The 25,830-nt window shown below is 58.9% G+C and carries 23 protein-coding genes; 15 read left to right on the top strand and 8 right to left on the bottom strand.

Features of this window, described 5'->3' with window-relative positions; genetic code table 11:
• Positions 1-104 precede the first annotated feature (104 nt).
• Together mutS and fdxA are read left to right on the top strand one after the other, a co-directional pair.
• Positions 105-2,696, top strand: a complete 2,592-nt coding sequence (gene mutS, locus C4J87_RS05625; protein WP_124366016.1) for a DNA mismatch repair protein MutS — start codon at positions 105-107, stop codon at positions 2,694-2,696.
• Between the two features lie 142 nt (positions 2,697-2,838).
• Positions 2,839-3,162, top strand: coding sequence for a ferredoxin FdxA (gene fdxA / locus C4J87_RS05620; RefSeq protein WP_124361524.1), 324 nt, complete (start codon positions 2,839-2,841; stop codon positions 3,160-3,162).
• A gap of 454 nt (positions 3,163-3,616) precedes the next feature.
• Here fdxA and apbC read toward each other — a convergent pair whose 3' ends face one another.
• On the bottom strand, positions 3,617-4,711 hold the full coding sequence (gene apbC, locus C4J87_RS05615) for an iron-sulfur cluster carrier protein ApbC (RefSeq protein ID WP_124366015.1): 1,095 nt from the start codon (positions 4,709-4,711) through the stop codon (positions 3,617-3,619).
• Positions 4,712-4,883: 172 nt separating this feature from the next.
• On the opposite strand from apbC, the gene metG reads away from it, so the two are divergent.
• From metG to C4J87_RS05595, 4 genes are all read left to right on the top strand, one after another.
• The gene (metG, locus tag C4J87_RS05610) at positions 4,884-6,935 is read left to right on the top strand and encodes a methionine--tRNA ligase (protein WP_124366014.1); all 2,052 of its coding nucleotides are present in this window, start codon (positions 4,884-4,886) and stop codon (positions 6,933-6,935) included.
• An 87-nt stretch (positions 6,936-7,022) separates the two neighbouring features.
• On the top strand, positions 7,023-7,997 hold the full coding sequence (rsxB, locus tag C4J87_RS05605) for an electron transport complex subunit RsxB (protein ID WP_124366013.1): 975 nt from the start codon (positions 7,023-7,025) through the stop codon (positions 7,995-7,997).
• A 67-nt stretch (positions 7,998-8,064) separates the two neighbouring features.
• Positions 8,065-8,703: an endonuclease III gene (gene nth / locus C4J87_RS05600; RefSeq protein ID WP_124366012.1), complete on the top strand. Its 639-nt coding sequence runs from the start codon at positions 8,065-8,067 to the stop codon at positions 8,701-8,703.
• A 106-nt stretch (positions 8,704-8,809) separates the two neighbouring features.
• Positions 8,810-8,992 carry a PA3496 family putative envelope integrity protein gene (locus C4J87_RS05595; RefSeq protein ID WP_124361519.1) on the top strand — a complete coding sequence of 61 codons (183 nt, stop codon included), beginning with the start codon at positions 8,810-8,812 and terminating at the stop codon, positions 8,990-8,992.
• Positions 8,993-9,079: 87 nt separating this feature from the next.
• On the opposite strand, the gene C4J87_RS05590 is transcribed toward C4J87_RS05595, so the two are convergent.
• From C4J87_RS05590 to C4J87_RS05580, 3 genes are all read right to left on the bottom strand, one after another.
• Entirely contained in the window at positions 9,080-9,712 is a 633-nt protein-coding gene (locus C4J87_RS05590) for a response regulator transcription factor (RefSeq protein ID WP_003188986.1), read from the bottom strand.
• A 628-nt stretch (positions 9,713-10,340) separates the two neighbouring features.
• The gene (locus C4J87_RS05585; protein WP_065886002.1) at positions 10,341-11,558 is read right to left on the bottom strand and encodes an argininosuccinate synthase; all 1,218 of its coding nucleotides are present in this window, start codon (positions 11,556-11,558) and stop codon (positions 10,341-10,343) included.
• Positions 11,559-11,687: 129 nt separating this feature from the next.
• Positions 11,688-12,596: an OmpA family protein gene (locus tag C4J87_RS05580; RefSeq protein ID WP_124366011.1), complete on the bottom strand. Its 909-nt coding sequence runs from the start codon at positions 12,594-12,596 to the stop codon at positions 11,688-11,690.
• Between the two features lie 156 nt (positions 12,597-12,752).
• On the opposite strand from C4J87_RS05580, the gene pyrC reads away from it, so the two are divergent.
• Both pyrC and rnt read left to right on the top strand, forming a co-directional pair.
• The gene (gene pyrC / locus C4J87_RS05575; protein WP_124361516.1) at positions 12,753-13,799 is read left to right on the top strand and encodes a dihydroorotase; all 1,047 of its coding nucleotides are present in this window, start codon (positions 12,753-12,755) and stop codon (positions 13,797-13,799) included.
• Positions 13,796-14,470 carry a ribonuclease T gene (gene rnt, locus C4J87_RS05570; protein ID WP_124366010.1) on the top strand — a complete coding sequence of 225 codons (675 nt, stop codon included), beginning with the start codon at positions 13,796-13,798 and terminating at the stop codon, positions 14,468-14,470. Before pyrC ends, rnt begins: the two co-directional genes overlap by 4 nt.
• Positions 14,471-14,534: 64 nt before the next feature.
• On the opposite strand, the gene C4J87_RS05565 is transcribed toward rnt, so the two are convergent.
• The gene (locus C4J87_RS05565; RefSeq protein ID WP_124361514.1) at positions 14,535-15,137 is read right to left on the bottom strand and encodes a peroxiredoxin; all 603 of its coding nucleotides are present in this window, start codon (positions 15,135-15,137) and stop codon (positions 14,535-14,537) included.
• 245 nt (positions 15,138-15,382) lie between these two features.
• Here C4J87_RS05565 and C4J87_RS05560 point away from each other — a divergent pair, with 245 nt between their 5' ends.
• Positions 15,383-15,601 (top strand): bacterioferritin-associated ferredoxin, encoded by a 219-nt coding sequence (locus C4J87_RS05560; RefSeq protein ID WP_124365113.1) that lies wholly within the window; start codon positions 15,383-15,385, stop codon positions 15,599-15,601.
• A gap of 200 nt (positions 15,602-15,801) precedes the next feature.
• Positions 15,802-16,272, top strand: coding sequence for a bacterioferritin (bfr, locus tag C4J87_RS05555; protein WP_124361513.1), 471 nt, complete (start codon positions 15,802-15,804; stop codon positions 16,270-16,272).
• 191 nt (positions 16,273-16,463) lie between these two features.
• Here bfr and grxD read toward each other — a convergent pair whose 3' ends face one another.
• Together grxD and C4J87_RS05545 are read right to left on the bottom strand one after the other, a co-directional pair.
• Positions 16,464-16,802, bottom strand: a complete 339-nt coding sequence (grxD, locus tag C4J87_RS05550) for a Grx4 family monothiol glutaredoxin (protein ID WP_110624405.1) — start codon at positions 16,800-16,802, stop codon at positions 16,464-16,466.
• Positions 16,803-16,901: 99 nt separating this feature from the next.
• The gene (locus tag C4J87_RS05545) at positions 16,902-19,010 is read right to left on the bottom strand and encodes a molybdopterin oxidoreductase family protein (protein ID WP_124366009.1); all 2,109 of its coding nucleotides are present in this window, start codon (positions 19,008-19,010) and stop codon (positions 16,902-16,904) included.
• A 432-nt stretch (positions 19,011-19,442) separates the two neighbouring features.
• On the opposite strand from C4J87_RS05545, the gene argF reads away from it, so the two are divergent.
• Both argF and C4J87_RS05530 read left to right on the top strand, forming a co-directional pair.
• Complete coding sequence (gene argF / locus C4J87_RS05535; protein WP_124366008.1) at positions 19,443-20,363, top strand: ornithine carbamoyltransferase; 921 nt, start codon at positions 19,443-19,445, stop codon at positions 20,361-20,363.
• Positions 20,360-21,403: an ABC transporter ATP-binding protein gene (locus tag C4J87_RS05530; RefSeq protein WP_124366007.1), complete on the top strand. Its 1,044-nt coding sequence runs from the start codon at positions 20,360-20,362 to the stop codon at positions 21,401-21,403. Before argF ends, C4J87_RS05530 begins: the two co-directional genes overlap by 4 nt.
• Before the next feature lie 123 nt (positions 21,404-21,526).
• Here C4J87_RS05530 and ybaK read toward each other — a convergent pair whose 3' ends face one another.
• Positions 21,527-21,997 (bottom strand): Cys-tRNA(Pro) deacylase, encoded by a 471-nt coding sequence (gene ybaK, locus C4J87_RS05525; RefSeq protein WP_124366006.1) that lies wholly within the window; start codon positions 21,995-21,997, stop codon positions 21,527-21,529.
• 325 nt (positions 21,998-22,322) lie between these two features.
• On the opposite strand from ybaK, the gene C4J87_RS05520 reads away from it, so the two are divergent.
• The 3 genes from C4J87_RS05520 to C4J87_RS05510 all read left to right on the top strand — a co-directional run bounded on the left by C4J87_RS05520 (position 22,323) and on the right by C4J87_RS05510 (position 25,609).
• Positions 22,323-23,177: an MIP/aquaporin family protein gene (locus C4J87_RS05520; protein WP_124361508.1), complete on the top strand. Its 855-nt coding sequence runs from the start codon at positions 22,323-22,325 to the stop codon at positions 23,175-23,177.
• A 76-nt stretch (positions 23,178-23,253) separates the two neighbouring features.
• Complete coding sequence (gene glpK / locus C4J87_RS05515) at positions 23,254-24,759, top strand: glycerol kinase GlpK (protein WP_124361507.1); 1,506 nt, start codon at positions 23,254-23,256, stop codon at positions 24,757-24,759.
• A 94-nt stretch (positions 24,760-24,853) separates the two neighbouring features.
• On the top strand, positions 24,854-25,609 hold the full coding sequence (locus C4J87_RS05510; protein ID WP_124361506.1) for a DeoR/GlpR family transcriptional regulator: 756 nt from the start codon (positions 24,854-24,856) through the stop codon (positions 25,607-25,609).
• The last annotated feature ends 221 nt before the right edge of the window (positions 25,610-25,830 follow it).

Here is a 25,830-nt window from a genome sequence, read left to right as displayed (position 1 = left end):
TGCGAACCCCCGACCTCGCGTGTTAACCTTGCCGCCATCGCAAAAAATGCTGGGCCAAGCGCGCCCTTTGCCCCATCACTTTCAACGAATTTGCCTATTACCCAATGAGTAAAAACGCCTCCGATCTATCCTCCCACACCCCAATGATGCAGCAGTACTGGCGCCTGAAGAACCAGCACCCTGATCAGTTGATGTTCTATCGCATGGGCGACTTCTACGAGATCTTCTATGAGGATGCGAAGAAGGCCGCCAAGTTGCTGGACATCACCCTGACCGCTCGTGGGCAATCGGCGGGACAGTCGATTCCGATGTGTGGGATTCCTTACCATTCGTTGGAAGGTTACTTGGTCAAGCTGGTGAAGCTGGGCGAGTCGGTGGTGATCTGTGAGCAGATCGGCGATCCGGCGACCAGCAAGGGGCCGGTGGAACGCCAGGTGGTGCGCATTATTACGCCGGGGACGGTGAGTGATGAGGCGCTGCTGGATGAGCGGCGCGATAACTTGATCGCGGCTGTCCTGGGTGATGAGCGTTTGTTCGGCCTGTCGGTACTGGATATCACCAGCGGCAATTTCAGCGTGCTGGAGATCAAGGGCTGGGAGAACCTGCTGGCGGAACTGGAGCGTATCAACCCGGTGGAGTTGTTGATTCCGGACGATTGGCCCAAGGACCTGCCGGCGGAGAAGCGCCGTGGGACCAAGCGGCGCGCACCGTGGGATTTCGAGCGAGATTCGGCGCTTAAAAGCCTGTGTCAGCAATTCTCCGTGCAGGACCTCAAAGGCTTCGGTTGCGAAACCTTGACCATGGCCATCGGCGCCGCCGGCTGCCTGCTCAGCTACGCCAAGGAAACCCAGCGCACGGCCCTGCCGCACTTGCGCAGCCTGCGCCATGAGCGTCTGGACGATACCGTGGTACTCGATGGCGCCAGCCGTCGCAATCTGGAACTGGATACCAACTTGTCGGGTGGGCGTGACAATACGCTGCAATCGGTAGTCGACCGCTGCCAGACCGCCATGGGCAGCCGCTTGCTGACCCGCTGGCTGAACCGTCCGTTGCGAGATTTAAGCGTGCTGCAAGCGCGTCAGTCTTCCATTACCTGCCTGCTGGACGGCTATCGTTTTGAAAAGCTGCAGCCGCAACTCAAAGAGATTGGCGATATAGAGCGCATCCTGGCGCGAATCGGCCTACGCAACGCGCGTCCACGTGACCTGGCGCGCCTGCGTGATGCCCTCGGTGCCCTGCCGCAATTGCAGGCGGCGATGACCGAGTTGGACACTGCGCACCTGCAGCAGTTGGCCGTCACCGCCGGCACTTATCCGGATCTCGCGGCCCTGCTGGAAAAGGCCATTATCGATAACCCGCCGGCGATCATCCGTGATGGCGGCGTTCTGAAGACGGGTTACGACAGTGAACTGGATGAGCTGCAGTCGCTGAGCGAAAACGCCGGGCAGTTCCTGATCGACCTGGAGGCGCGCGAAAAAGCCCGCACCGGGCTGGCCAATCTGAAGGTCGGTTACAACCGGGTGCACGGCTATTTTATCGAGTTGCCGAGCAAGCAGGCCGAGTCGGCGCCTATCGATTATCAACGTCGCCAGACCCTCAAAGGCGCCGAGCGGTTTATCACTCCAGAGCTTAAAGCCTTCGAAGACAAGGCGCTGTCGGCCAAAAGCCGCGCCCTGGCGCGGGAAAAAATGCTCTATGAAGCCTTGCTTGAAGACTTGATCAGCCGCCTGGCACCGCTACAAGACACCGCAGCCGCCCTGGCGGAGCTGGATGTGCTGAGCAACCTCGCGGAGCGTGCGCTGAACCTGGATTTGAACTGCCCACGGTTTGTCAGCGAACCGTGCATGCGTATCGTACAAGGGCGCCATCCGGTGGTAGAGCAGGTGCTGACCACGCCGTTCGTCGCCAACGACCTGTCGCTGGACGACGACACCCGCATGCTGGTGATTACCGGTCCGAACATGGGCGGTAAATCCACCTACATGCGCCAGACCGCATTGATCGTGCTGCTGGCCCACATCGGTAGCTTCGTGCCGGCGGCCAGTTGCGAGCTGTCCCTGGTGGACCGGATTTTTACCCGGATCGGTTCCAGTGATGACCTGGCCGGCGGGCGCTCGACGTTCATGGTGGAAATGAGCGAAACCGCCAATATTCTGCATAACGCCACCGAGCGTAGCCTAGTGCTGATGGACGAAGTCGGGCGCGGCACCAGCACGTTCGACGGCCTGTCGCTGGCATGGGCGGCGGCCGAACGCCTGGCTCATTTGCGCGCATATACGTTGTTTGCTACCCACTACTTCGAACTGACCGTGTTACCGGAAAGCGAGCCGCTGGTAGCCAACGTGCACCTCAATGCCACCGAGCACAACGAGCGCATCGTGTTCCTGCACCATGTGCTGCCGGGCCCGGCGAGCCAGAGTTATGGCTTGGCGGTCGCACAATTGGCCGGTGTGCCAAATGATGTGATCACCCGCGCCCGCGAGCACCTCAGCCGCCTCGAAACCATGGCCCTGCCCCATGAAACGGTCGTCGCCAGCCCAGCCAAGGCCAGCAAGAAATCCGCCGTGCCGCATCAGAGCGATATGTTCGCCAGCCTGCCCCATCCGGTACTCGATGAGTTGGCTAAGCTCGACGTGGATGACTTGACCCCACGCAAAGCGCTCGAAATGTTATATGCACTGAAGACTCGGATATAACGCTGACGCTTGCAAGCTGGTAGACTCTCGCGCGGTTTGGGATGCTGCGGGCTATGAGCCTGGCCTGCAGACTATCGCTCCCGAACCTCGCGAGCCCTGCCACACAGGGTTTCGCTGCCGCCGCCTGAGGAGAAAATTAGAAATGACCTTCGTCGTCACCGACAACTGCATCAAGTGCAAGTACACCGACTGCGTAGAAGTGTGTCCGGTGGACTGCTTCTACGAAGGCCCGAATTTCCTGGTCATCCACCCGGACGAGTGCATTGACTGCGCCCTGTGTGAACCAGAATGCCCGGCCGTTGCGATTTTCTCCGAGGACGAAGTCCCGGCAGAGATGCAGGAATTCATTCAGTTGAACGTCGAGCTGGCAGAGATTTGGCCGAACATCACTGAACGCAAAGATCCGATGCCCGATGCAGCGGAGTGGGACGGCAAAAAAGGTAAGATTGCACAGCTCGAACGCTGATAGCGTCACCGTCCCAAAAGGCCCCTTGCGGGCCTTTTTGCGTTTCTACGTAGCCGGTTTCACTTTTCTACAGGCGAAAAAAGGGGCGGTATGACCCGCCCACATTTTTTCCTTAGTCCCTGTATTCCTTTTCATCGTCCTGATGAATCGCATCCTGCGACATTCCTTCAAACCATCATTCCTTGATGGCCGTGCCAATCCGTGGACACAGGGCTGATGTTAGAGAATCCCAAAATAAGTTCAACGGGATCCAACTGGGCGACTGCAGGGCGCGGGCGTTTACACAGAGATGAATAACTGTTTTATTTCAATCAGTTAGAAACATCGCTCACGGATTCGAGACGCTCACACCCTGTAAAAAAACCGAATACCTACAAAAAAGTAAGCGAATGCTTACACAGGTTACTGCGGAAAAAGCGTAACGAGCCTGACAGGTCACGTTCCTACGCAAGGTTCAGTCGTCGCTGACCGTGATCGTCGGCATCGCAGGGGCAATCGCTTCCTGCAGCACTATTCTCGCGCCCACATGGCGGGCCAACTCCTGGTAGACCATAGCAATCTGACCATCGGGCTCGGCAGCCACAGTGGGCTTGCCGCCGTCGGCCTGTTCACGAATGGCCATCGACAGCGGCAACGAGGCCAGCAGTTCGACGCCATATTGAGTCGCCAGCTTCTCGCCACCACCCTCACCGAACAGGTGCTCGGCATGGCCGCAGTTGGAGCAGATGTGAACGGCCATGTTTTCCACCACACCCAGCACCGGGATGTTGACCTTGCGGAACATTTCCACGCCTTTCTTCGCGTCCAACAATGCCAGGTCCTGAGGCGTGGTGACGATCACCGAGCCGGCCACCGGGACTTTCTGCGCCAGGGTCAGCTGGATATCGCCAGTACCGGGCGGCATGTCGATCACCAGGTAGTCCAAATCGCCCCAGGCGGTCTGGGTGACCAATTGCAGCAACGCACCGGAGACCATCGGCCCGCGCCAGACCATCGGCGTGTTGTCATCGGTCAGAAAAGCCATGGACATGACCTCCACGCCCAGGGACTCGATCGGCACAAACCACTTCTGGTCCTTGACCTTCGGCCGTGTACCTTCGGCGATGCCGAACATCACACCCTGGCTCGGACCATAGATATCGGCGTCGAGGATGCCCACGCGCGCGCCTTCACGGGCCAGGGCCAAGGCCAGGTTGGCGGCGGTGGTGGATTTGCCCACACCGCCCTTGCCCGACGCCACGGCGATCACATTCTTGACGTTGGCCAGGCCAGGGATCTGCGCCTGGGCCTTGTGCGGCGCGATCACGCACTGGATATCGACCTTGGCCGAGCGCACGCCATCGAGGCCTTCGATGGCTATTTGCAACATCTGCGCCCATCCGCTTTTGAACAGGCCAGCGGCATAGCCCAGTTCCAACCGGACCGATACCTGGTCACCCTGGACCTCGATAGCCCGTACACAGCCGGCACTGACCGGGTCCTGGTTCAAATAGGGGTCGGTGTACTGGCGAAGAACGGCTTCCACCGCTGCGCGATTGACGGCGCTCATGGGCAACTCCCGAAAAAAGACTGACTGAAACAGGCGGCTATCCTAACCGTTCCAGGCCGCCAGCGGCATGCTTTCGCAGGGATGGAAAATTCTGAAACAGCACCACGGGGTGAAATAAATTTCCCGGCGCTTTATAGTGGCCGACCTCCGTTTCATCAAGTAGCCGAGCCCCATGTCCGAGCCACGCAAGATCCTCGTCACCAGCGCCCTGCCCTATGCCAATGGTTCCATCCATCTTGGCCATATGCTTGAGTACATCCAGACCGATATGTGGGTGCGCTTCCAGAAGCATCGCGGCAATCAATGCATTTATGTCTGCGCGGACGACGCCCACGGTTCGGCCATCATGTTGCGCGCCGAAAAGGAAGGCATCACCCCGGAACAACTGATCGCCAATGTGCAGGCTGAACACAGCGCCGACTTTGCCGAGTTCCTGGTGGATTTCGACAACTTCCATTCGACCCACTCCGACGAAAATCGTGAGCTTTCGAGCCAGATCTACCTGCGATTGAAGGAAGCCGGGCACATCGACCAGCGGTCGGTCACCCAGTACTTCGATCCGGAAAAGAAAATGTTCCTGGCCGACCGCTTCATCAAGGGCACCTGCCCGAAATGCGGCACCGCAGACCAGTACGGCGACAACTGCGAAAAATGCGGCGCGACTTATGCCCCGACTGATTTGAAGGATCCGAAGTCGGCCATCTCCGGCGCCACCCCGGTGCTCAAGGATTCCCAGCACTTCTTCTTCAAACTTCCGGATTTCCAGCAGATGCTGCAAACCTGGACGCGCAGCGGCACCCTGCAGGACGCCGTGGCCAACAAGCTCGCCGAATGGCTCGACAGCGGCTTGCAGCAGTGGGACATCTCCCGCGATGCGCCGTACTTCGGCTTTGAAATCCCGGGCGAGCCGGGCAAGTACTTCTACGTGTGGCTGGATGCGCCGATCGGCTACATGGCCAGCTTCAAGAACCTCTGCGACCGCACGCCAGAGCTGGACTTCGATGCGTTCTGGGGCAAAGACTCCACCGCTGAGCTGTACCACTTCATCGGCAAGGACATCGTCAACTTCCACGCGTTGTTCTGGCCGGCGATGCTCGAAGGTTCGGGCTTCCGCAAGCCGACCGGCATTGCCGTGCACGGCTACCTGACGGTGAACGGGCAGAAGATGTCCAAGTCCCGTGGCACCTTTATCAAGGCGCGCACCTACCTGGACCACCTGTCGCCGGAGTATCTGCGTTACTACTATGCATCCAAGCTGGGCCGTGGCGTCGACGACCTCGACCTGAACCTGGAAGACTTCGTCCAGAAGGTCAACTCGGATCTGGTCGGCAAGGTCGTCAATATCGCCAGCCGTTGTGCCGGGTTCATCCACAAGGGAAATGCGGGGGTACTGGTCGCTGGAAATGCCGCTCCGGAACTGACCGATGCGTTCCTGGCCGCCGCGCCGAGCATCGCCGACGCCTATGAAGCCCGTGACTTCGCTCGTGCAATGCGCGAAATCATGGGCCTGGCTGACCGTGCCAATGCCTGGATTGCAGACAAGGCACCCTGGTCGCTGAACAAGCAGGAAGGCAAAGAGGCCGAAGTTCAGGCGATCTGCGCCACCGGCATCAACCTGTTCCGTCAGTTGGTGATCTTCCTCAAGCCGGTGCTGCCGCTGCTGGCCGCCGACGCAGAAGCGTTCCTCAACGTCGCGCCACTGACCTGGAATGACCACGCCACGCTGCTCAGCAACCACCAGTTGAACGCGTTCAAGCCCCTGATGACCCGCATCGACCCGGTGAAAGTCCAGGCCATGACCGACGCTTCGAAAGAAGACCTGGTCGCCAGCCAGACGGATACCGGCTCGACTGCGCCCGCAGGTAACGGCGAGCTGGCCAAGGACCCTATTTCCGATGAAATCGAGTTCGACACCTTTGCCGCCGTGGACCTGCGCGTTGCACTGATCGTCAAGGCCGAAGCCGTGGAAGGTGCCGACAAGCTGCTGCGCCTGACCCTGGATTTGGGCGGCGAGCGACGCAATGTGTTCTCCGGTATCAAGAGCGCTTACCCTGACCCGTCCAAGCTCGATGGTCGCCTGACCATGATGGTCGCCAACCTCAAGCCACGAAAAATGAAGTTTGGCATGTCTGAAGGCATGGTGATGGCGGCTGGCCCTGGCGGCGAAGAAATCTACCTGCTGAGCCCGGACAGCGGCGCCAAGCCGGGTCAACGCATCAAGTAAACCCTGCAAGATGCCCTGGCGCTTCGGCGCCGGGGCTTTTCAGCCTGCCTGCACCGGTGGGCCTGGCGTCAACGCTATGATCAAAGCATGAACCTCATTCAACGTATCGACGCGCTGCTACCGCAGACTCAATGCGGCAAGTGCGGGCACCCGGGCTGCAAGCCTTACGCCGAAGGCATCGCCAACGGCGAGGCAATCAACAAGTGCCCACCCGGAGGCCAGGAAACCATCGCCGGGCTCGCGCAATTGCTGCGTGTGCCAGTGCTGGCCCTGGATACCAGCCGTGGAGACGCGCCGGCGCAGATCGCCTATATCCGTGAGGCCGAATGCATCGGTTGCACCAAATGCATCCAGGCTTGCCCGGTGGACGCCATCGTGGGCGCCGCCAAGTTGATGCATACGGTAATTATCGACGAGTGCACCGGTTGCGACCTGTGTGTAGCGCCCTGCCCTGTCGACTGCATCGAGCTGCGCCCACTCGCTGACGTCTTGCCTATCGTGGGCGGCCTGGCGGGCAGCGATCACGAACGGCACGAACGTGGCCTCAAACGCGACCGCGCTCGGCGGCGTTTCGAACAGCGCAACGCGCGCCTGCAACGTGAGGAAGCCTGCAAGCTTGCCGAACGCCTGGCGCGGGCCAAACGCACGGCCCCCGTGGCAGCGGCACAAGCTGATCCCCATCAGGCCGTTCAGGATGCCGCGATCAAGCAAGCCAAAATCAATCTCGCCATGAGCCGTGCTCAACTGCACAAGTCCCTGAAGGCGTTTGGGCATCCGCCGACTTATGAGCAGCAGTCGCAATTGATTGTCCTGCAAAGGCAGTTCGAAGCCTCGGAGCAGGCGCTTGCCGCGCTGGAAGGCAACAGCCCGCCAACGCTGCCGACCACCCAGGGCCCTGAGCTCAAACGCGCCAAGATTCAACTGGCGATGCGCCGGGCCGAGTTGAAAAAGGCCCAGGATCAACAAGCTGATGAACAACAACTGGCCAGCCTGAGCGCCGCGCTGAACGCCGCCGAGCAGACGCTGCATGATGCCGAGGCCGACGCCACCGGCAACACCTGACCCACAGCTGATGCTGCACTGTATCGCTTCAATCCCGTCGACCGCCTGCAAGGAAACGTCCGCCCTTATGAACGCTGCAAAACGCCTGGAAATTTTCCGCAGGTTTCACGAAGACAATCCGGAACCCAAGACTGAACTGGCGTACTCCTCGCCGTTCGAGCTGTTGATCGCGGTGATCCTGTCGGCCCAATCCACCGACGTTGGCGTCAACAAGGCCACGGCCAAGCTATTCCCGGTGGCCAATACGCCAGAGGCTATTCATGCCTTGGGTGTGGAGGGATTATCGGAGTACATCAAGACCATCGGCCTGTACAACAGCAAGGCCAAGAACGTGATCGAGACGTGCCGCCTGCTCATAGAGCTACACGCCAGCGAAGTGCCGCAAACCCGGGAAGCCCTGGAAGCGCTGCCCGGAGTCGGGCGCAAGACCGCTAACGTGGTGCTCAACACCGCATTCCGTCAACTCACCATGGCGGTGGACACCCATATTTTTCGCGTCAGCAACCGAACCGGCATCGCTCGCGGCAAGAATGTGGTCGAGGTCGAAAAACAACTGATGAAATTCGTACCCAAGCCCTATCTGCTCGATTCACACCATTGGCTGATTCTTCACGGGCGCTATGTTTGCCAGGCGCGCAAGCCTCGATGTGGCAGCTGCAGGATCGAAGATTTATGCGAATACAAGCACAAGACATCCGACGATTGAGGGTTCCGGGGTTTTCTCTATCCATCGATTGAAAAAATCTTTTTTACCCGCTCGTGGATTATCGCTATAAGGGGCGCCAACGGCAGTCTTAGCCTGGAGTGAACCTATGAGCACTGGCAAAGAACAAATCGAAGTTGATGACGACCTGGTGGAGCTGGAAGACGATGAGGCGCCAGCGCCCGTCGCAGAGGTAGCCAAGACCAATTTGAGCAAACGCCGAACTATCGACAATCTTCTGGAAGAGCGACGCTTGCAGAAACAATTGGCCGATTACGACTTCGATCTTTGACCCTCTGGCAGACGGTCGGAAGCCTCCCTGACGGAGGCTTTTTTGTGCCGGTTGTTACAGGAACGTCAGAGCGGCGGGGCGCCCTGCTCACACCAAGCCATTGCGTTGGGCCAGTTCTATCAAGTCGACCAGGGAGCGGGCATTGAGCTTCAATAGCAGGCGCGTCTTGTAGGTGCTGACGGTCTTGTTGCTGAGGAACATGCCATCGGCGATTTCCTTATTGGTTTTGCCACGGGCCAGTTGCTGGAGCACCATCATTTCCCGCCCCGACAAACGTTCAACCATGTCGGCTTCACTGGCGTTGCCCATCGTGGAGCGTACCGAATTGAGCGCCTGGTTCGGGAAATAGCTGTAGCCGGAAAGCACTGCCTTGATGGCGCTCAGCAACTCGGTCAAGTCCTGCTGCTTGCACACGTAGCCGGCAGCCCCGGCCTGCATGCAGCGCATGGAAAAATGACCAGGTGCCTGGGACGTCAGCACCAGTACCTTGAACGATACGGCTTGCTTGGTTGAAGCTAACCGACAAATAACTTCAAGGCCATCGAGCTTGGGTATTCCAATATCCAGTATGACAATGTCCGGCATATGTTCCCGCGCAAGTTGTAACGCATCGACACCGTTATCAGTCTCGGCAACGACCTCATAACCATGACGCTCCATTAGCATGCGCACAGCAAGCCGAATGACGGGATGATCATCCACGATCAGCACTTTATTCATGAGAAAGTCCAATTTCGCTGTTCGAATTATTTAGAGAAAGCACAATAGCCTAGTCATCTGCTAGTTGGCATAGCGTCCCCCCCGAGCAACAGTAGGCAGAGACCCAACCCACAGCAAGATAGGAATTAACCTACAAAAATTCGCCAACTTTGAGGTATTCGGCTTTATGGAGCCTTTCAGACCTTTCCCTGCTCGTACATATTTTGAGTGAAATATCCTCATCCCCGTGCGTACGCGGTAAACGTGGCGCACACGTCTTTCAGGAAATGCCCCTTGTATGACGCCGCAACGTAAACGAAGGGCTAAAAAAACCGCATCAGCTTCAGTTCCATTTAACATATTTATACCAGCTCCATTTTCCTACAGAAAATCCCATAAATTACATATCAATTGCTCCTACATGAGTGAAAATTCTGTAAGACATAGTTCCTATGCAGATGTAAAAAACCTTTCCTTGGAGAAGTAAAATGCTGAAATTAAAAAAAACAGCTGCATGGATTTGACGCAGAATCCTTAAACAAACACTAAACGTTTGTAAACGTCGCACCTCAATTAATGCCCATATGGGTATATTCAGGACAAAAAAAAGCCCCTTGCATAAGGGGCTTTTTCAGGACAAGCGAAACAGTCAGAACAACTTGCGGCCTTTGTTGGCCGCGATGCGCATGCGCAAGGCGTTCAACTTGATGAAGCCCGCTGCATCCGCCTGATTGTAGGCACCGCCATCTTCCTCGAAGGTAGCGATGTTGGCGTCGAACAGTGATTCATCAGACTTGCGACCGGTCACGATCACATTGCCCTTGTACAGCTTCAGGCGCACGACACCGTTCACATGAGCCTGGGAGGCGTCGATCATCTGCTGCAGCATCAGACGCTCAGGGCTCCACCAGTAACCGGTGTAGATCAGGCTGGCGTACTTGGGCATCAGCTCATCTTTGAGGTGGGCCACTTCACGGTCCAGGGTAATGGACTCGATGGCGCGGTGAGCGCGCAGCATGATAGTGCCACCCGGTGTTTCATAGCAGCCGCGGGACTTCATACCCACGTAACGGTTCTCGACGATGTCGAGACGGCCAATACCGTGTTCACCACCGATACGGTTCAAGGTTGCCAGTACGGTGGCTGGGGTCATCTCGACACCATCCAGCGCGACGATATCGCCGTTGCGGTAGGTCAGTTCCAGATACTGCGGCTTGTCTGGAGCGTTCTCCGGGGAGACGGTCCATTTCCACATGTCTTCTTCGTGCTCGGTCCAAGTGTCTTCCAGCACGCCGCCTTCATAGGAGATGTGCAACAGGTTGGCATCCATCGAGTACGGGGACTTCTTCTTGCCGTGACGCTCGATCGGGATCGCGTGCTTTTCAGCGTAATCCATCAGCTTTTCACGGGACAGCAGGTCCCATTCACGCCAAGGTGCGATCACTTTCACGCCAGGCTTGAGGGCGTAGGCACCCAATTCGAAACGCACCTGGTCGTTGCCCTTGCCGGTGGCGCCATGGGAAATGGCATCTGCGCCGGTTTCGTTGGCGATTTCGATCAGGCGCTTGGCGATCAGCGGACGGGCGATGGAGGTACCGAGCAGGTACTCGCCTTCGTAGACAGTATTGGCGCGAAACATCGGGTAGACGAAATCGCGGACGAACTCTTCGCGCAGGTCGTCAATGTAGATCTCTTTCACGCCCATGGCTTGCGCCTTGGCACGTGCAGGTTCGACCTCTTCGCCCTGACCCAGGTCAGCGGTGAAGGTCACCACTTCACAGTTATAAGTATCCTGCAGCCACTTGAGGATCACCGAAGTGTCCAGGCCGCCGGAATACGCGAGAACGACCTTGTTTACGTCGGCCATGCCATCACTCCACGGGGTTGTACGGAAAGGCGACGATTCTACCGATCAAAACCGTGAAATTACAGGGGCGCGACAGCAAATGAAGATAAAGCGACAGATTATGTCGAACGCGCGACCGATGGTCGCACGTTATGAGGTGGCGGCGGGGTTGCTGGGTGCGGCGGCCTGGGGTGCCGGTTTCTCGGGCGCCGCTACGCGCTCGAGCTGCACGTTGACCCGACGGTTGCGGGCGCGGTTGGCGGCATTGGTGTTGGGCGCCAAGGGGTAGCTTTCGCCGTGGAAGCGCAGGGTGATCTGCGACTCCTGGATGCCATTGGCCTTGAAGTAGTCCATCACCGCCAAGGCGCGGCGTCGCGAGACATCGCGGTTGGTCAAGCGGTTGCCGCTGTTATCCGAATGGCCGTTCAACTCGATATGGTTGACGGTGGGGTCGGCCTTCATGAACGCGACAATCACCGACAGCTTCTTCTTGGCCGCGGCATCCAGCTCGATGCCACCACCGGGGAAGCCGACTTCCGTCTGCTTGACCTGATCGTAATTCATCGGCAACAGCTTGGTAGTACACAGCTGATAGTCGGTGTAGGCCTTGTTGAATTTCACCGGCAGCAGGCGAATCTCCGAGTAACCACCCTCGCGACCGTAATGTCGCACGGTCGGGCTGCGTCCTTCGAGCAAGCCGGTAAACAGCCGCCCGGCCTGGGCCTGGGAGCTGTTAAACAGCACATCACCACTGCCGACGCGTACCGCACCGAGGTTGATATCGCCGCGGCCCGGTTGCCAGGGCGCGGCGGCGGCCAGTAACGTGGCAGAGCCGGCACCAAGCGAACCGTTATAGGCTTTCAGACGAAATGTCGCCTGCTCACCCGCCCGGCGCACGAACTCACCCGAGCCGAAATCGGTGATCGGCTGGGTCAGTCGGCACTCGAACTGATCGCCCTCCACCTTCCACTCAATATTCTCCAGACGTGTCTGGAACGTGAGGGCCATCGCGGGCAGGCTGGCGAACACACTGAGCAGGGCTAGATAATGCTGGCGCACGGGAGGCTCCACTGGTTTCTACAACACTTCAAAGCGTCATACATCGTTAAGGCATACCCAGAGCTATCGGTCGCATCCTGCAAAACTTGATAGCGAGTGCCTGCACGAGTCTTTTCCGGTAGCATTCCCTCCAGATTGACCCGCCTGGAATCCCCAATGTCCGACCGCCTGACCCTGCTGCGTCCCGACGACTGGCATATTCATCTTCGCGATGGTGCTGCGTTGCCCCAAACCGTGGCCGATGTAGCGCGCACGTTTGGCCGTGCCATCATCATGCCTAACCTGGTACCCCCGGTGCGTAACGCGGCCGAAGCCGATGCCTATCGCCAGCGAATCCTCGCTGTGCGCCCGGCCGGCAGCCGCTTCGAACCGCTGATGGTGCTTTACCTTACCGACCGCACCCAGCCTGAAGAAATTCGTGAGGCCAAGGCCAGCGGTTACGTTTACGCCGCCAAGTTGTACCCGGCGGGCGCGACCACCAACTCCGATTCCGGCGTCACCAGCATCGACAAGATCCTGCCGGCCATCGAAGCCATGGCTGAGGTTGGCATGCCGCTGTTGATCCACGGTGAAGTCACCCGTGGCGATGTCGACGTGTTCGATCGCGAGAAGATCTTCATCGACGAGCACATGCGCCGCGTGGTCGAGCTGTTCCCGACGCTCAAGGTGGTGTTCGAACACATCACCACCGCAGAGGCCGTGCAGTTCGTCACCGAGGCTTCGGCCAACGTCGGCGCGACCATCACCGCACATCACCTGTTGTACAACCGCAACCACATGCTGGTGGGCGGGATTCGGCCGCATTTCTACTGCTTGCCGATCCTCAAGCGCAACACCCATCAGGTGGCCTTGCTGGACGCCGCCACCAGCGGCAGCCCGAAGTTCTTCCTCGGCACCGACTCCGCGCCCCACGCGCAGCACGCCAAGGAAGCCGCCTGCGGTTGCGCAGGATGCTACACCGCGTTTGCCGCTATCGAGCTGTACGCGGAAGCGTTCGAACAACGCAACGCCCTGGACAAGCTCGAAGGCTTCGCCAGCCTCAATGGCCCGCGCTTCTATGGCCTGCCGGCGAATACCGACCGCATTACCCTGGTTCGTGAAGACTGGACCGCCCCTGCCAGCCTGCCCTTTGGCGAGTTGACCGTTATCCCGCTGCGCGCCGGTGAAACACTGCGCTGGCGCCTGCTGGAGGAAAGCAAGTGAGTGAAGACCATTACGATGACGACCAGGAACACGCCGGTGGGGGCGGTTCGCGCCACCCGATGGCCGAACGTTTTCGCGGCTACCTGCCTGTCGTTGTCGACGTAGAAACCGGCGGCTTCAATTGCGCCACCGATGCCTTGCTGGAAATTGCCGCGACCACCATCGGCATGGACGAGCAAGGCTTCGTGTACCCGGAACACACCCACTTCTTCCGCGTCGAGCCGTTTGTAGGGGCCAACATCGAAGCAGCAGCCCTGGAATTCACCGGGATCAAGCTCGATCACCCCTTGCGCATGGCAGTGAGTGAAGAAGCGGCGCTGACCGACATCTTCCGTGGCGTACGCAAGGCGCTGAAGGCCAATGGCTGCAAACGCGCGATCCTGGTCGGGCACAACAGCAGTTTCGACCTGGGCTTTCTGAACGCCGCCGTGGCGCGCCTGGACATGAAACGTAACCCGTTCCATCCATTCTCCAGCTTCGACACCGCTACGCTCGCCGGCCTGGCCTATGGTCAGACCGTACTGGCAAAAGCCTGCCAGGCCGCCGGTATCGATTTCGACGGTCGCGAAGCCCACTCGGCACGCTACGACACCGAGAAGACCGCCGAGCTGTTCTGTGGCATCGTCAATCGCTGGAAACAGATGGGCGGTTGGGAAGACTTCAACGACTGAGGTTGAATCCCGCGCATAAAAAAACCGGCCTTTCCAGGCCGGTTTTTTTTACCTTGAATCTGGCTTACAGCTTGCCAGCGTTCTCGGTCAGGTAAGCCGCAACACCTTCGGTGGAAGCGGTCATGCCTTTGTCGCCTTTTTTCCAGTTGGCAGGGCAGACTTCACCGTGCTCTTCGTGGAATTGCAGAGCGTCGACCAGACGGATCAGCTCTTCCATGTTACGGCCCAGCGGCAGGTCGTTGATGATCTGCGAGCGCACAACGCCCTTGTCGTCGATCAGGAACGCGCCACGGAATGCCACGCCGCCTTCGGATTCAACGTCGTAGGCCTTGGCGATATCGTGCTTCATATCGGCTGCCATGGTGTATTGGACTTTGCCGATGCCGCCATCATTGATGGCGGTGTTGCGCCAGGCGTTGTGAGTGAAGTGGGAGTCGATGGAAACGGCGACCACTTCAACATTGCGCGCCTTGAAATCGTCCATGCGGTGATCCAGAGCGATCAGCTCGGATGGGCAGACGAAGGTGAAGTCCAGCGGGTAGAAGAACACCAGGCCGTATTTGCCTTTGATGGCTTCAGACAGTTTGAAGCTGTCTACGATTTCGCCATTGCCGAGAACGGCGGGTACGTCGAAATCCGGGGCTTGTTTGCCGACGAGTACGCTCATTGGATATCTCCTGATGAAGGGGTGACGATTGAAGTAACAGGACCAGCGTCGAGTCTGCCTTGTCTCAGCGACAAACCTGTGACGCGGTCACGCTTCGTAAAGACTGACCATCATACACCGAAAAAACCGTTCGTCAGCGCGCAGGCAATGTGCGTGCGTTCGTTGATGAAACTACTTTGACAATCATTCTCGTTAACATTAAGATCCATCGCACTCAAGCCCTAAACCCGCGACGGTTCTCCCTTATGTATGTGTGCCTCTGTACTGGCGTCACCGACGGACAAATCCGCGAAGCAATCTATGAAGGTTGCTGCAGCTACAAGGAAGTGCGCGAAACCACCGGCGTTGCCAGCCAGTGCGGTAAATGCGCATGCCTCGCCAAGCAAGTGGTACGGGAAACCCTCACGCAGTTGCAGACAGCCCAGGCTGGCGTGCCCTACTCAGCAGAATTTACACACGCTTAAATAGGCGTGTTTTAAAGAACCGGACTCCGTGTCCGGTTTTTTTATGCCTGCAATTCAATTAGTTAGCGTCAAGACGCGGAACACAAACATTCTTATTCCGATTAATTTTCATTTATTATTCAATAACTTAGGTTTGACACCAGGTTTTCCGCCGCTCAAACTCTGCCCCTACACAGCGATTACAGGGCAGGACCCCAGTCATGAAAGGCGACATCACAGTCATCCAGCAACTCAACAAAATCCTTGCCAATGAACTGGTCGCGATCAATCAGTACTTTCTGCATGCACGCATGTATGACGATTGGGGCCTGGAAAAGCTGGGCAAACGCGAATACAAGGAATCGATCAAGGCCATGAAGGACGCCGATGCGCTGATCAAACGCATCCTGTTCCTCGAAGGCCTGCCGAATGTACAGGACCTGGGCAAGCTGAATATCGGCGAGCACACCCAGGAAATGATCAGCAGCGACCTGGGCTTTGAACGCAAGAGCCACAGCGACCTCAAGGCCGCCATCGCTCACTGCGAAGCCACTGGCGACTACGGCAGCCGCGAATTGCTCGAGGATATCCTTGAAGACCAGGAAGAACACATCGACTGGCTTGAAACCCAACTGGGCCTGATCGATAAAGTCAGCCTGGAGAACTACCTGCAATCGCAGATGGGCGAATAACCCCCGTAGTTCTTGTTTTACTGTAGGAGCGAGCTTGCTCGCGAAAAACGCCCAGGCAACGCGTTTATTCTGGATAAACGCGGGGGCCTTAAGTGCTTCGCGAGCAAGCTCGCTCCTACAGAGAAGCCAAAAAAAGCCCCGCCCTCTTATGAGAGGCGGGGCTTTTTATTGCGTGGCCTTTTACCAAAGCATCAAGCTTCAGTCTTGGCTGCCGCTTTTTCCGCTGCATCTTTGATCAACGCTTGCAACGAGCCATCAGCCGCCATTTCAGTGATGATGTCGCTACCGCCAACCAGTTCACCGGCCACCCACAACTGCGGGAAAGTCGGCCAGTTGGCATATTTAGGCAGGTTGGCGCGAATTTCCGGGTTCTGCAGGATATCCACGTAAGCGAACTTCTCGCCACACGCCATGATGGCCTGGGACGCTTTCGCGGAGAAACCGCACTGGGGAGCGTTTGGCGCGCCTTTCATGTAAAGCAGAATGGTGTTGTTGGCAATCTGCTCTTTGATCGTTTCGATGATATCCATGGAACACCTCTGCAGGAACTTTGCGACTCACGGGTCGGCACGGTGGCGCATTGTAACGCAAAAAACCTGCAGGATGCTCGGGCGCGCCGACAGCCAGCCTCACGCCGCTGCAACTTTCACGGGCACGCCATTGAGCGCCGCATTGCCGGAGAGCTCGTCCAACTGCCGCTCATCGGTTAAATCATTCGCACTTGCCCCCGGCTGACCGCTGGCGATGCTCATCTGCACACCTGGGCGCCCGTGCCCCCAGCCATGCGGCAGGCTGACCACGCCAGGCATCATGTCCGTGCTGGCGACCACCTCGATTTCGACCATGCCGATGCGTGAGCTGACGCGCACCCGCTGACCGTCGCTCAGTTGACGACTGGCCAGGTCATCAGGATGCATCAGCAGTTGATGGCGCGGCTTGCCCTTCACCAGCCGATGATAGTTATGCATCCAGGAATTATTACTGCGCACATGGCGACGACCGATCAGCAGCAGTTCGTCAGCCACGGGCGCCGGTTGCGCCGCAAAACGCGCCAGGTCCGCCAGGATCACTAGCGGCGCCGCCTGCACCTTGCCATCGGCGGTTTTCAGCCGCTCGGCCAGGTTTGGCTGGAGCGGCCCCAGGTCCACGCCATGGGGATGATCGGCCAGCATCGCCACCGACAGCTTGCGCGCAGATGCGTCCCCGTAAGTCCCGGCGCGCAACCCGAAGTCGATCATCTGCGCGGGTGGCATCGTCGGCTTGAGCACCACGCCGGTATGGGCCGAGAACGCCTTGGCCAGGCCGACAAAGATTTCCCAGTCGTGCAGCGCACCTTCAGGCTTGGGCAGGATCGCGCGATTGAAGCGCGTGACGTTGCGCACTGCGAACATATTGAAGGTGGTGTCGTAGTGATCATTCTCCAGTGCCGACGTGGACGGCAGGATCAGATCGGCATAGCGCGTGGTCTCGTTGATGTAGAGGTCGATACTGACCATGAACTCCAACCCATCCAGCGCCTGCTCCAGCTGCCGGCCGTTGGGCGTCGACAATACCGGGTTGCCGGCCACCGTCACCAGGGCGCGGACTTGCCCTTCGCCTTCGGTGAGCATTTCCTCGGCCAAGGCAGACACCGGCAGCTCTCCCCCGTACTCGGGCCGCCCGGACACGCGGCTCTGCCAGCGATTGAAATGCCCGCCGCCGGTCGAGGCCACCAAATCCACCGCCGGCGTGGTGCACAAGGCGCCGCCTACCCGATCCAGATTGCCGGTCACCAGGTTGATCAGTTGCACCAGCCAATGACACAGCGTGCCGAACGCCTGGGTCGAGACGCCCATGCGCCCGTAGCACACCGCTTTATCCGCCGCCGCGAAGTCCCGCGCCAGTTGGCGGATCTGCTCGGCAGGCACCGCACACTGACGGCTCATGGCCTCGGCGGTAAACCCGGCGATCGCCTGGCGCACGGTCTCCAAACCTTCAACCGGTAAATGGCTGTCGCGGGTCAAGCCCTCGGCGAACAGGGTGTTGAGCAGCCCGAACAACAAGGCCGCGTCACCGCCAGGACGCACGAACAGGTGCTGATCGGCAATCGCCGCCGTCTCGCTGCGGCGAGGGTCGACCACCACCACTTTGCCGCCTCGGGCCTGAATGGCCTTGAGGCGCTTCTCCACGTCTGGCACGGTCATGATGCTGCCGTTGGAGGCAAGAGGATTGGCGCCCAGGATCAACATGAAGTCGGTGTGGTCGATGTCCGGAATCGGCAGCAACAGGCCATGGCCGTACATCAGGTGGCTGGAGAGATGATGGGGCAGTTGGTCTACCGACGTCGCGGAGTACCGGTTACGCGTCTTCAACAGGCCGAGAAAGTAGTTGCTGTGGGTCATCAGCCCGTAGTTATGCACGCTGGGGTTGCCCTGATACACCGCCACCGCATTCTGCCCATGCCGGGCCTGAATGCCCGCAAGGCGTTCGGCTACCAGCGCAAACGCTTCTTCCCACGGGATTGGTTGCCATTCGTTACCCACCCGCAACATAGGCTGGTGCAGGCGATCCGGGTCATTCTGGATATCCTGCAACGCCACCGCTTTCGGGCAGATATGTCCCCGACTGAAGGTGTCCAACGGGTCGCCCTTGATCGAGGTGATCGCCAGGCTGCCGTCGTCGCCTTGGCTGGTTTCCAGGGTGAGGCCGCAGATCGCTTCGCATAGGTGGCAGGCACGGTGATGGAGAGTCTTGGTCATGGCCAGTCTCTTTTATAAGGGCTTTGTTCAACTATGGGCCGCGACCGCTCGGTGCGCCAGCAACGTTCGCGCGGTGAATCGGCAGCCATAGGCCAAAGCACGGCCAAGAGTGAGCAAATGTTTCGGAAACCTCCCGCACGCGCCTGAAACCGTTAAAACCAGGCCCGGAGCCGCCCCTGCGCATTGCAAAAGGCCTCGACGCCAGTGTACAAATGGGCCGCTGCTGTCAGGAAACCGTCTTCAAAAGCGCTTCGGCGCCCTGCTTGAACACCCTTAAAAACCGTAGCCCTATTGGTAAGACGCGACATTTAATGTCAATATCGCGCCTTCCCCTATTTCGTCGCCCCGTGCGGCTTTCGCCGCAGGTCTCGCCCGTTGTCACAATAAACAAGGCTTTGAGTATCTGCGGTCTGTTGCAAAAGGTAGTTAATGATGAGCGCAAGGCACTTTCTCTCCCTGATGGATTGCACGCCCGAAGAGCTGGTCAGCGTGATCCGTCGAGGCATTGAGCTTAAAGACCTGCGTAACCGCGGTGTACTGTTCGAGCCTCTGAAAAACCGCGTGCTCGGGATGATTTTCGAGAAGTCCTCGACCCGCACCCGCTTGTCCTTCGAAGCCGGCATGATCCAACTGGGCGGCCAGGCGATCTTCCTGTCGCCGCGCGATACCCAATTGGGCCGTGGCGAGCCGATCAGCGATTGCGCCATCGTGATGTCGCGCATGCTCGACGCCGTGATGATCCGTACCTTCGCCCACAGCACCTTGACCGAATTTGCCGCCAACTCGCGTGTGCCGGTGATCAACGGCCTGTCCGATGACCTGCATCCGTGCCAGTTGCTGGCCGACATGCAAACCTTCCTCGAGCACCGCGGCTCGATCCAGGGCAAGACCGTGGCCTGGATCGGCGACGGCAACAATATGTGCAACAGCTATATAGAAGCCGCGATCCAGTTCGACTTCCACCTGCGTATCGCCTGCCCCGAGGGTTACGAACCCAGCGCCGAGTTCCTGGCCAAGGCCGATGGCCGCGTACAACTGCTGCGCGATCCGAAAGACGCGGTGGTCGGCGCCCATCTGGTCAGCACCGACGTCTGGACCTCCATGGGCCAGGAAGACGAAACCGCCAAGCGCCTGGCCCTGTTCGCGCCGTTCCAGGTGACCCGTGCCCTGCTCGACCTGGCCGCGCCGGACGCGCTGTTCATGCACTGCCTGCCTGCCCACCGTGGCGAAGAAATCAGCCTCGACCTGCTCGACGACCCACGCTCGGTCGCCTGGGACCAGGCCGAAAACCGCCTGCATGCGCAAAAGGCCCTGCTCGAATTTCTCGTCCCGCCGTCGTACCACCACGCATGAGCCAGCCATTACTGCTGAACCTGCGCAATCTGGCCTGCGGCTATCAAGATCAAAGGGTGGTGCAGAACCTCAATCTGCACCTCAACGCTGGCGACATCGGCTGCCTGCTGGGCTCCTCGGGTTGCGGCAAGACCACTACCCTGCGTGCAATTGCGGGGTTCGAGCCGGTGCACGAAGGCGAAATCAGCCTGGCGGGCGAAGTGATCTCCAGTGCCGGTTTCACGCTGGCACCCGAGAAACGTCGTATCGGCATGGTGTTTCAGGACTACGCGCTGTTTCCTCATCTGAGCGTGGCCGACAACATCGCCTTCGGCATCCGCAAACACCCGCAAAAAGAACGCGTAGTGGCCGAATTGCTGGAACTGGTCAACCTCAAAGACCTGGGCAAACGCTTCCCCCACGAGCTTTCCGGTGGTCAGCAACAACGTGTCGCCCTCGCCCGCGCCCTGGCGCCGGAGCCGCAGCTGCTGCTGCTGGACGAACCCTTTTCCAACCTGGATGGCGAACTACGGCGCAAGCTCAGCCATGAAGTGCGCGACATTCTCAAGGCGCGCGGCACCAGCGCGATCCTGGTCACCCATGATCAGGAAGAAGCCTTCGCCGTCAGCGATCACGTGGGCGTGTTCAAGGAGGGTCGTCTTGAGCAGTGGGACACGCCCTACAACCTCTACCACGAACCGCAGACGCCGTATGTGGCCAGCTTTATCGGCCAGGGCTATTTCATCCAGGGTCAATTGAGCTCGCCCGAGTCCGTCAGCACTGAGCTGGGTGAACTGCGTGGCAACCGTGCCTATACCTGGCCCACCGGTGGCGCGGTGAAGGTGCTGCTGCGCCCGGATGACATCGTCCATGCGCCGGACAGTGCACTCAAAGCACGGATTGTTGGCAAGACCTTCCTCGGTGCGTCGACCCTGTACCGCCTACAGTTGCCGACCGGTGCGCAGCTGGAGTCGATCTTCCCCAGCCACGTCGATCAGCAGATGGGGACGGATGTGGGCATTCGAGTGACTGCCGAGCATCTGGTCCTGTTCCAGGCGTAAGCAGCTACCTTGTGGGAGGGGGCTTGCTCCCGATAGCGGTGGGTCAGTCAGCTTACCTGTAGCTGATCCACCGCTATCGGGAGCAAGCCCCCTCCCACATTTGGACCTGCGCAGGGCTGAAAATCAGGCCCGGCCAATCGGCGCGAAGGTGGCTTGGGTGTGTTCAGCCAACACCTTGGCTGGCAACTCTACTTCCAACCCTCTCCGGCCGGCACTGACAAAAATCGTCGCAAACGGCTGCGCCGTCACATCGATAAACGTGCGCAAGCGCTTCTTTTGCCCCAAAGGGCTGATGCCGCCCAAAAGATACCCGGTGGAGCGCTGCGCCGCCGCCGGGTCGGCCATTTCGACTTTCTTGACGCCCGCCGCGTGAGCCAGGGCTTTCAGGTCCAGACTTCCGACGACCGGCACCACCGCCACCAACAATTCGCCCTTCTCACTGCTGGCAAGCAAGGTCTTGAACACCTGCGCCGGGTCGAGAGCCAATTTCTCCGCGGCCTCCAGGCCATACGAAGCCGCCTTGGGATCGTGCTCATAACTATGGATGCGATGTTCGGCGCGAACTTTTTTCAACAAATCCAATGCGGGGGTCATGACCTCTCCGGGCTTAGCAAACTGAGACTCGATTCTAGGCCAACCCTGCACAAAACGCTCTAGTCCGCCCTATCCGCCAACCCTATTTAATGTGATGAGCGTGATCATTCATCAAACCTATAGTTCGAAAGTGACTGGCAGTTCACTTTCGACCTTTGACAGCGGTCATTCTTGTCTATATTTTTTCGTTTCCGAATACTGTAGGAATAGCCCTCGGTACTCGAGCAGTAAGCCGTGACACAGGATGGGGATCCTCGTCTCGGTGAAAATCGCGCAACGGCCCGTTGAGGCCTGCGCCAGACAAGAACAACAACTGAGGTTTTCCATGACAACTGCTCTTCAACAGCCTTCACTTTCGAGCCAATGCATGGCCGAATTCCTCGGCACTGCGCTGCTGATCTTCTTCGGTACCGGGTGCGTCGCTGCGCTCAAGGTCGCGGGTGCGAGCTTTGGCTTGTGGGAAATCAGCATTATCTGGGGGGTCGGCGTGAGCATGGCGATCTACCTGAGTGCCGGTATTTCCGGGGCTCACCTCAATCCGGCGGTGAGTATCGCTCTGTGTATTTTCGCCGATTTCGAAAAACGCAAACTGCCGTTCTACATCCTCGCCCAAATCGCCGGCGCCTTCTGCTCCGCCGCGCTGGTGTACACGCTCTACAGCAATCTGTTTTTCGATTACGAACAAACCCACCACATGGTACGTGGCTCCCAGGCCAGCCTGGAGTTGGCCTCGGTGTTCTCCACCTATCCTCATGCATTGCTCAGCACGGCCCAGGCGTTCCTGGTGGAAATGGTCATCACCGCGATCCTGATGGGTGTGATCATGGCCCTGACCGACGACAACAATGGCCTGCCCCGTGGCCCGCTGGCGCCGCTGCTGATCGGCCTGTTGATCGCTGTGATTGGTAGCGCGATGGGCCCGCTGACCGGCTTTGCGATGAACCCGGCGCGGGATTTCGGGCCCAAGCTGATGACCTTTTTCGCCGGCTGGGGTGAAATGGCCTTTACTGGCGGTCGCGATATTCCTTACTTCCTGGTACCGATTTTCGCGCCGATTGTGGGCGCATGCCTCGGCGCCGCAGCGTATCGCGGGCTGATTGCCCGTCACCTGCCGAGCGCCGCACCTGCTATAGCTGAAACAACTGACACGGCTGTCAACGGCAACACCCGTATTTCCTGAAAGCGCCAGCCAGGGTCCCTGCCCTTCGTGATCCCGGCTGATTTCTGACTTCCTTATTTCGTCCAAGGCAATTGACATGACCGACCTTCAGAATAAGAACTACATCATTGCCCTCGATCAGGGCACCACCAGCTCCCGCGCGATCATCTTCGATCGTGACGCCAACGTGGTGTGCACCGCCCAGCGCGAGTTCGTCCAGCATTATCCGCAGGCGGGCTGGGTCGAGCATGACCCGATGGAAATCTTCGCCACCCAGAGCGCGGTGATGGTTGAGGCGCTGGCCCAGGCTGGCCTGCACCACGACCAGGTCGCCGCCATCGGCATCACCAACCAGCGCGAAACCACCGTGGTATGGGACAAGGTCACCGGCCGCCCGATCTACAACGCCATTGTCTGGCAGTGCCGCCGCAGTACCGAGATCTGCCAGCAGCTCAAGCGCGACGGTCACGAGCAATACATCAGCGACACCACGGGCCTGGTCACCGACCCCTACTTCTCCGGCACCAAACTCAAGTGGATCCTCGACAACGTCGAAGGCAGCCGCGAGCGTGCGCGCAACGGCGAGTTGCTGTTCGGCACCATCGACAGCTGGCTGATCTGGAAATTTACCGGCGGCAAGACCCACGTCACCGACTACACCAATGCTTCGCGCACCATGCTCTTCAACATCCACACCCTGGAATGGGATGCGAAGATGCTGGAGATTCTGGACGTTCCACGGGAAATGCTGCCGGAAGTTAAATCTTCGTCCGAGATCTATGGCCGCACCAAAAGCGGCATCGCTATCGGCGGCATTGCAGGCGACCAACAAGCCGCGCTGTTCGGCCAGATGTGCGTCGAGCCCGGCCAGGCCAAAAACACCTACGGCACCGGCTGCTTCCTGCTGATGAACACCGGCGACAAAGCGGTGAAATCCAAGCATGGCATGCTCACCACCATCGCTTGCGGCCCGCGTGGCGAAGTGGCCTACGCACTGGAAGGCGCAGTCTTCAACGGCGGATCCACCGTGCAGTGGTTGCGTGACGAGTTGAAAATCATCAACGACGCCCACGACACCGAATACTTTGCCGGCAAGGTCAAGGACAGCAACGGCGTTTACCTGGTCCCGGCCTTCACCGGCCTGGGCGCGCCGTACTGGGACCCGTATGCCCGTGGCGCATTGTTCGGCCTGACCCGTGGCGTACGCGTGGATCACATTATTCGTGCAGCCCTGGAGTCGATTGCCTACCAGACCCGTGACGTGCTCGACGCCATGCAACAGGACTCGGGCGAACGCCTCAAAGCCCTGCGCGTGGACGGCGGCGCCGTGGCCAACAACTTCCTGATGCAATTCCAGGCCGATATCCTCGGTACCCAGGTCGAACGCCCGCAAATGCGCGAAACCACCGCCCTCGGCGCTGCTTACCTGGCAGGCCTGGCCTGTGGCTTCTGGGGCAGCCTGGACGAGCTGCGCGGCAAAGCGGTGATCGAGCGCGAATTCGAACCACAGCTCGATGAAGCGGCTAAAGAGAAACTCTACGCCGGCTGGCAAAAAGCAGTCAGCCGCACCCGCGACTGGGAGCCGCACGAAGGCGCCGAATAAGCCAAGCGCCGGATCTACACCGGTTGTAACTGGCAGGGAGCGGATTCCTGCGTCATCATGGGCCACTTTTGTATGGCAGCCCAAAGGACGCCCCATGAATCTGCCTCCCCGCCAACAACAAATCCTCGAACTGGTCCGCGAACGCGGCTACGTCAGTATCGAGGAAATGGCGCAGTTGTTCGTTGTCACCCCGCAAACCATCCGCCGCGATATCAACCAGCTGGCGGACGCCAATCTGCTGCGCCGCTACCACGGCGGCGCAGCCTATGACTCCAGTGTCGAGAACACCGCGTACGCCATGCGTGCCGACCAGATGCGCGATGAAAAACAGCGTATCGGCGAAGCCATCGCGGCGCAGATCCCCGATCACGCCTCATTGTTCATCAATATCGGCACCACCACCGAATCCATCGCCCGTGCGCTGCTCAATCACCATCACCTGAAAATCATCACCAACAACCTCAACGTCGCCACCATGCTCAGTGCCAAGGACGACTTCGATGTGTTGCTGACCGGCGGCAATGTGCGCCGTGACGGCGGCGTGGTAGGCCAGGCCAGTGTTGATTTCATCAATCAGTTCAAGGTCGACTTTGCGCTGGTGGGTATCAGTGGTATCGATGAGGATGGCAGCCTGCTGGATTTTGACTATCAGGAAGTACGGGTTTCCCAGGCGATCATCGCCAATGCGCGACAAGTGATTCTGGCCGCGGACTCCAGCAAGTTCGGGCGCAACGCCATGATCCGCCTGGGGCCGATCAGTCTGGTGGACTGCCTGGTGACTGATCAGCAGCCGGTGCCGGCGCTGGTGCAGTTGTTGAATCAGCATAAGGTTCGTTTGGAAGTCGTCTGACTTCTCGTTCCCACGCTCCGCGTGGGAATGCACCGCAGGACGCTCCGCGTCCGCTGTGACGCAGAGCGTCATGGGCTCAATTCCCACGCGGAGCGTGGGAACTATCAGTTCACAAATTTTCCTTTCCCTACCCTTCGATGAGTTTTTTCAATCGAAGTTGGCTGGCTGCGCGCGCATTTATCAGCTACCATTTTCGCAAATGAACATTAATGTTCGAATTC

It is taken from the genome of Pseudomonas sp. R1-43-08 (assembly GCF_003852255.1).
In the GTDB taxonomy this organism is placed as follows: Bacteria; Pseudomonadota; Gammaproteobacteria; order Pseudomonadales; family Pseudomonadaceae; genus Aquipseudomonas.
Note: the sequence above shows the minus strand (reverse complement) of the source record. Positions and strands in the feature narration are given on the sequence as shown.

Bases quoted from the DNA above. Each gene is read 5' to 3' on its own strand.
- mutS (WP_124366016.1), top strand. From the start codon at position 105: ATGAGTAAAAACGCCTCCGATCTATCCTCCCACACCCCAATGATGCAG.
- fdxA (WP_124361524.1), top strand. From the start codon at position 2,839: ATGACCTTCGTCGTCACCGACAACTGCATCAAGTGCAAGTACACCGAC.
- apbC (WP_124366015.1), bottom strand. From the start codon at position 4,711: ATGAGCGCCGTCAATCGCGCAGCGGTGGAAGCCGTTCTTCGCCAGTAC.
- metG (WP_124366014.1), top strand. From the start codon at position 4,884: ATGTCCGAGCCACGCAAGATCCTCGTCACCAGCGCCCTGCCCTATGCC.
- rsxB (WP_124366013.1), top strand. From the start codon at position 7,023: ATGAACCTCATTCAACGTATCGACGCGCTGCTACCGCAGACTCAATGC.
- nth (WP_124366012.1), top strand. From the start codon at position 8,065: ATGAACGCTGCAAAACGCCTGGAAATTTTCCGCAGGTTTCACGAAGAC.
- C4J87_RS05595 (WP_124361519.1), top strand. From the start codon at position 8,810: ATGAGCACTGGCAAAGAACAAATCGAAGTTGATGACGACCTGGTGGAG.
- C4J87_RS05590 (WP_003188986.1), bottom strand. From the start codon at position 9,712: ATGAATAAAGTGCTGATCGTGGATGATCATCCCGTCATTCGGCTTGCT.
- C4J87_RS05585 (WP_065886002.1), bottom strand. From the start codon at position 11,558: ATGGCCGACGTAAACAAGGTCGTTCTCGCGTATTCCGGCGGCCTGGAC.
- pyrC (WP_124361516.1), top strand. From the start codon at position 12,753: ATGTCCGACCGCCTGACCCTGCTGCGTCCCGACGACTGGCATATTCAT.
- C4J87_RS05565 (WP_124361514.1), bottom strand. From the start codon at position 15,137: ATGAGCGTACTCGTCGGCAAACAAGCCCCGGATTTCGACGTACCCGCC.
- C4J87_RS05560 (WP_124365113.1), top strand. From the start codon at position 15,383: ATGTATGTGTGCCTCTGTACTGGCGTCACCGACGGACAAATCCGCGAA.
- bfr (WP_124361513.1), top strand. From the start codon at position 15,802: ATGAAAGGCGACATCACAGTCATCCAGCAACTCAACAAAATCCTTGCC.
- grxD (WP_110624405.1), bottom strand. From the start codon at position 16,802: ATGGATATCATCGAAACGATCAAAGAGCAGATTGCCAACAACACCATT.
- C4J87_RS05545 (WP_124366009.1), bottom strand. From the start codon at position 19,010: ATGACCAAGACTCTCCATCACCGTGCCTGCCACCTATGCGAAGCGATC.
- argF (WP_124366008.1), top strand. From the start codon at position 19,443: ATGAGCGCAAGGCACTTTCTCTCCCTGATGGATTGCACGCCCGAAGAG.
- C4J87_RS05530 (WP_124366007.1), top strand. From the start codon at position 20,360: ATGAGCCAGCCATTACTGCTGAACCTGCGCAATCTGGCCTGCGGCTAT.
- ybaK (WP_124366006.1), bottom strand. From the start codon at position 21,997: ATGACCCCCGCATTGGATTTGTTGAAAAAAGTTCGCGCCGAACATCGC.
- C4J87_RS05520 (WP_124361508.1), top strand. From the start codon at position 22,323: ATGACAACTGCTCTTCAACAGCCTTCACTTTCGAGCCAATGCATGGCC.
- glpK (WP_124361507.1), top strand. From the start codon at position 23,254: ATGACCGACCTTCAGAATAAGAACTACATCATTGCCCTCGATCAGGGC.
- C4J87_RS05510 (WP_124361506.1), top strand. From the start codon at position 24,854: ATGAATCTGCCTCCCCGCCAACAACAAATCCTCGAACTGGTCCGCGAA.